Source organism: Verrucosispora sp. SN26_14.1, from assembly GCF_004307965.1.
Lineage (GTDB): Bacteria > Actinomycetota > Actinomycetes > Mycobacteriales > Micromonosporaceae > Micromonospora.
Genome location: NZ_SISL01000444.1, coordinates 1 through 4,859 on the forward strand (window position 1 = coordinate 1; position 4,859 = coordinate 4,859).

A 4,859-nucleotide genomic window follows, 5' to 3' on the forward strand; every position below is an offset into this window, starting at 1 on the left:
GACAGGGCCCGTGGGCCGGCGATCCGTCGCCGCCGCGGGCCCTTCGGCGTCCGGGCCCACCGGTCGCCCACGGCGTTCTGTGAGTCGTTTTGCGGCGGGGCGGGGTGGTGCGCTACGGTGGATCTACCGACGCGGGGTGGAGCAGCTCGGTAGCTCGCTGGGCTCATAACCCAGAGGTCGCAGGTTCAAATCCTGTCCCCGCTACTGCACGAGAAAGGCCCCGGGATCTCCCGGGGCCTTTCTCGTTGTCCGGAGTGCGGCGGCCCGTCCCGACCGGTGCCGGAACACCTTCTTCGGGGGTGGGTGGGGTGGTCGGTGCGGCTCGTACCGCATGGGGTAGGGTTGTCACATACCGACGCGGGGTGGAGCAGCTCGGTAGCTCGCTGGGCTCATAACCCAGAGGTCGCAGGTTCAAATCCTGTCCCCGCTACTGCACGACGAAGGCCCCGGGATCTCCCGGGGCCTTCGTCGTTTCCGATCCCTGCCGTTCCGGCCTTCGTCCGTCGGCCGGTGGGCCCGCCTCGGCGGTGCGCTGTTCCCCGGCAGGGGTTGCGGACCTCCGCGAGGATGAGGCCATGTCTTCAATCGGCAAGTGGTGGGGGCGGCTCGGCACGCTCCTGGGAACGGTCGTGCTGGCGGTGTTCGTGCCGGTCGCGGCGTGGGCCTCGACCGGCCCCGGGGAACTGGTCGTGGAAGCCGCCCGGCGGCGTGGGCGCGGTGGCGGCTTCTTCGGTTTCCTGGGCCTGCTCTGCTGCCTTGCGGTGGTGGCCGTGGTCGTCCTGCTGCTGGTGCGGCTCACCCGTAACCGGCGGCGCTGAACGGGTTCCGCAGCGCCTCCCGCGCGCTGCGGTCCCGGCACGGTGGTGCGTCCGGGGCGTGGTCTACTTGTCCGCGTGGAACTTCTGCACTCGGGCAAAGTGAGGGACGTCTACGCGGACGGCGACGACCTGATCCTGGTCGCCTCGGATCGCATCTCCGTCTACGACGTGGTGCTGCCGACTCCGGTCCCGGACAAGGGCAAGCTGCTCACCGCGTTGTCGCTGTGGTGGTTCGAGCAGCTCGCCGACCTGGTGCCGCACCACGTCATCTCCGCCACCGACGTGCCGGCCGAGTTCGCCGGGCGGGCGATCCGGTGCCGCCGGTTGCGGATGGTCCCGGTGGAGTGCGTCGCCCGCGGTTTCCTCACCGGGGGCGGCCTCAAGGAGTACCAGAGCACCGGGGCGGTGTCCGGCGTCGCGCTGCCGCGTGGGCTGGGCGAGGCGTCCATCCTGCCCGAGCCGATCTTCACCCCGTCGACCAAGGCGCCGATGGGCGAGCACGACGAGCCGATGACCTTCGCCGAGGTGGTCGACGAGGTCGGCGCGGAGACCGCCGAGCGGCTGCGGAAGCTGACCATCGACGTGTACTGCCGGGGCGCCGAGCTGGCCGCCGAGCGCGGCATCCTGGTCGCCGACACCAAGATCGAGCTGGGCTGGGCGGCGGACGGCACCCTGGTCCTCGCCGACGAGGTGCTCACCCCGGACTCGTCCCGCTTCTGGCCCGCCGAGTCGTACCAGCCGGGCCGTACGCAGTTCTCCTACGACAAGCAGTACGTGCGGGACTGGGCGGCGGGCAGCGGCTGGGACCGGCGCGAACCGGCGCCCGAGGTGCCGGACGAGGTGGTCGAGGCGACCCGGGCCCGCTACGTGGACGTCTACGAGAAGATCACCGGCAACCGCTGGGAGTGACCCCGGCGCCGGTCGTCACTCGCTGCGGTGCCGGCCGATGTGCTGCTCGGTGGGGAGGGTCGCGGAGGTGATGCGGACCGTGGTGCCCTCCGGGCCGGTCTCCACGTCCATCGCGTCGGTCAGCTCGCGGGCCAGCCAGAGTCCCCAACCGCCGGCGGTCTCCGGCGCCGGCCGGCTGCGGTCGTCGAGGCGCTGCACACTGATGCCCTGACCGTGGTCGGAGACCTCGCACATCACCAGTTCCGACTGCCGCCAGAGCCGGAGCCAGCCCCGCCCTCCGCCGTGCCGGACCGCGTTGGTGATCAGCTCGTTGACCGCGAGCACGAAGTCGTCGAGGCGGTCGTCGCGCAGCCCTGCGGCACGCACGCACGAGGCGACCGAGTGCCGCAGCTCGGTCACCTGTGCCTGGTCGAAGGCGTCGGCGATCAGGAGGGTGTGTTCGATGGGCACCACCGTACGCGGTGTGCGGGGTTCTGCGTTCGTCATGGCCCCGTCCCGACAGGAGATCGCAGAGCTTTAAGCGGCTTTTACCACCGTACGTCAGGATTCGTGGGACCGCATCGGCGAGGACCCGTCACACAGGCTGTGGCATGGTGACGGGCGTGTCCGCCCCCGGTGGTTTCGAACTCCCTCTCTGGCGGGCCGTCGCGGTCTTCCGGGTGGCCTCGCTGGCGTACGTCTGCGTGGTCGTGCTGCGCGACGCGGACCGCTACGCCCACCCTCTGCTCGCCGGGGTGCTGGTGCTGGTGATGGCGGTCTGGACCGGCGTCACCGCGATCGGCTACGCCGCTCCGGCCCGGCGCGGCTGGCCGCTGCTCCTGGCCGATCTCGGCGTCGTGGTGGCGATCCTGCTGGCCACTCCCTGGGTGATGGGCCGCGACGCGCTGGACGCCGGCCTGCCGACCATGGCGGTGGCCTGGTTGAGCGGCCCGGTGCTGGCCTGGGCGGTCTGCGGCGGACGGCGACGCGGCGCGCTGGCCGCTCTGGTCGTCGGCGCCACCGACCTGGCCACCCGGGGGATGGCCACCCCCACGGCGATCAACGGCGCGATCCTGATGTTGCTCGCCGGCGTGGTGGTCGGGCACGTCGCCCGGCTCACCGTGACCGCCGGGGAGCGGTTGCAGCGGGCGGTCGAGATCGAGGCCGCCAACCGCGAACGGGAACGCCTGGCCCGTGACATCCACGACTCGGTGCTCCAGGTGCTCGCCCTGGTGCAGCGGCGCGGCGAGCGACTCGACGGCGAGGCCGGCGAACTGGCCCGGCTGGCCGGTGAGCAGGAGGCGGCGCTGCGCATGTTGATATCCGGTACCGGCCCGATGTCCGTCGACGACGTGGACTCGCCGGTGGACCTGCGCGCGCTGCTCGGCCGGTACGCCTCGGGCGGCGTGTCGCTCTCCGCGCCGGCCACTCCGGTGCCGTTGGCCCCGCCGGTGGCCCGCGAACTGGCCGCCGCGATCGGGGCCGCGCTGGACAACGTCGCCCGCCACGGCGACGGACGTGCCTGGGTGCTGGTCGAGGACGAGGGGACGGCGGTCACCGTGTCGATCCGGGACGAGGGGCCGGGCTTCACGCCGGAACGACTCGCCGAGGCCGCCGCCCAGGGCCGGCTCGGCGTGACCCATGCGATCCAGGGCCGGCTCGCCGAACTCGGCGGGACCGCCCGGATCAACTCCACCCCGGGCTCCGGCACCGAGGTCGAGCTCACCGTGCCGAGGAGGGGATCGTGAACGGCGTACGCGTGATGGTGGTCGACGACCACCCGATGTGGCGGGAAGGGGTGGCCCGCGACCTCACCGAGGCCGGCCACGAGGTGGTCGCCAGTTGCGGGGAGGGCCGGCAGGCGGTCCGGGTGATCGCCGCGGCCCGCCCCGACCTGGTGGTGCTCGACCTGCAACTGCCGGACATCTCCGGTGTGCAGGTGATCCGGGGCCTGCGGGCGGAACGGCCCGAGGTGCGGGTGCTCATGCTCTCCGCCAGCGGCGAGCAGCAGGGGGTGCTGGACGCGGTGAAGGCCGGCGCCACCGGCTACCTGCTGAAGTCGGCCGGGCTGGCGGAGTTCCTGGACGCGGTCCGCCGGACCGCCGCCGGTGAGCCGGTCTTCACGCCGGGCCTGGCCGGGCTGGTGCTCGGCGAGTACCGCCGGCTGGCCGCCGTCCGGGAACAGGCTCCCGCCGGTACGCAGGACACCGCACCCCGGCTCACCGACCGGGAGACCGAGGTGCTGCGGCTGGTGGCCAAGGGGATGTCCTACAAGCAGATCGCCGAGCGGCTCGGACTGTCGCACCGGACGGTGCAGAACCACGTACAGAACACGCTCGGCAAGCTGCAACTGCACAACCGGGTCGAACTGACCCGGTACGCGATCGAACGCGGCCTGGACGAATGAGCGAGCGCAGCGAGCGAACCATCAGGCACAGCAGGTACGGCGGCACGCAGCGCAGCACAGTGACGTCGTGAGCGGGACTCAGACCGAGTGCGGCGGCCGGGTCTCGTGCACGGCCAACTCCTCCGCGCTGGCTCCGCCACCGGCCGCTCCCGCGTCGTACGCGATGGAGTCGGTCTCCTGGTCGGTGTGCGCGCCCTCGTCCGGTTCGACCAGCCGGCCCACCGTGGCGTCGGCGACGGTGCCCAGCCGGTCGTGGTCGTAGAGCGACACCGGGGATTTCGGGTCGGAGGTCGGGCCGGGATCGATCACGTCGGCGTCGAGCTGCGCCTGCGCCGCCTGCTCCCGGCTGTCCGCCTCGGCCGCGATGTCCGGGTCGACCGGACCGGCCAGCGGGTCGTCGACCGGCAGTTCGAACCGCTCCCGGCCGAGCTTGTAGTCCAGCGACTCGCCGTCGAGCTGCTCCTCGGCGGTGGTGCCGAACTCGTCCACCGCCACCGGGGTCCGGTCACCGGGCAACTGGGCCGGCGCCGGGCCGTCCGCCTCCCGGCCGGTCAGCACGTCGTCACCGGCCGTCGAGTCGTCGTCGGCGGTGTCCGGCAGGCCGTCGGCCTCAGGGTCGGACAGGGGGGTCGGGTACTCGTCGTCGCGCATGACTGACCACTACCCGTTGCCCTCCGGCCGTAACCGGTCACGTCCGCGTCGTTCGGGCAGCCGCCGCTGGCGGGCCACCGCGGCGACCGTGCCGG

Annotated in this window: 6 protein-coding genes and 2 tRNA genes; 6 read left to right on the plus strand and 2 right to left on the minus strand. The window is 72.6% G+C overall.

The genetic code is table 11. The features are described from left to right. Positions 1–130 precede the first annotated feature (130 nt). The 4 genes from EYA84_RS26575 (at position 131) to EYA84_RS26590 (ending at position 1,727) form a co-directional block, all read left to right on the plus strand. Positions 131–204: transfer RNA gene (locus tag EYA84_RS26575), tRNA-Met, on the plus strand. Between the two features lie 152 nt (positions 205–356). Beyond that, positions 357–430: transfer RNA gene (locus EYA84_RS26580), tRNA-Met, on the plus strand. Between the two features lie 145 nt (positions 431–575). Next, entirely contained in the window at positions 576–818 is a 243-nt protein-coding gene (locus EYA84_RS26585) for a hypothetical protein (RefSeq protein WP_131056423.1), read from the plus strand. A 75-nt stretch (positions 819–893) separates the two neighbouring features. Continuing rightward, a complete protein-coding gene (locus EYA84_RS26590) occupies positions 894–1,727 on the plus strand; it encodes a phosphoribosylaminoimidazolesuccinocarboxamide synthase (protein WP_131056425.1) in 834 nt (277 codons plus the stop codon). A gap of 15 nt (positions 1,728–1,742) precedes the next feature. Here the strand turns inward: EYA84_RS26590 and EYA84_RS26595 are convergent, their stop codons facing one another. Further along, positions 1,743–2,213 carry an ATP-binding protein gene (locus EYA84_RS26595; RefSeq protein WP_131056427.1) on the minus strand — a complete coding sequence of 157 codons (471 nt, stop codon included), beginning with the start codon at positions 2,211–2,213 and terminating at the stop codon, positions 1,743–1,745. A gap of 116 nt (positions 2,214–2,329) precedes the next feature. Between EYA84_RS26595 and macS the strand changes: the two genes are divergently transcribed. Both macS and EYA84_RS26605 read left to right on the plus strand, forming a co-directional pair. Beyond that, positions 2,330–3,454: a MacS family sensor histidine kinase gene (gene macS, locus EYA84_RS26600; RefSeq protein WP_394347618.1), complete on the plus strand. Its 1,125-nt coding sequence runs from the start codon at positions 2,330–2,332 to the stop codon at positions 3,452–3,454. A gap of 14 nt (positions 3,455–3,468) precedes the next feature. Next, entirely contained in the window at positions 3,469–4,113 is a 645-nt protein-coding gene (locus tag EYA84_RS26605; RefSeq protein WP_131056433.1) for a response regulator transcription factor, read from the plus strand. Positions 4,114–4,191: 78 nt separating this feature from the next. On the opposite strand, the gene EYA84_RS26610 is transcribed toward EYA84_RS26605, so the two are convergent. Beyond that, positions 4,192–4,764, minus strand: a complete 573-nt coding sequence (locus EYA84_RS26610; protein ID WP_131056431.1) for a DUF5709 domain-containing protein — start codon at positions 4,762–4,764, stop codon at positions 4,192–4,194. Between the last annotated feature and the right edge of the window lie 95 nt (positions 4,765–4,859).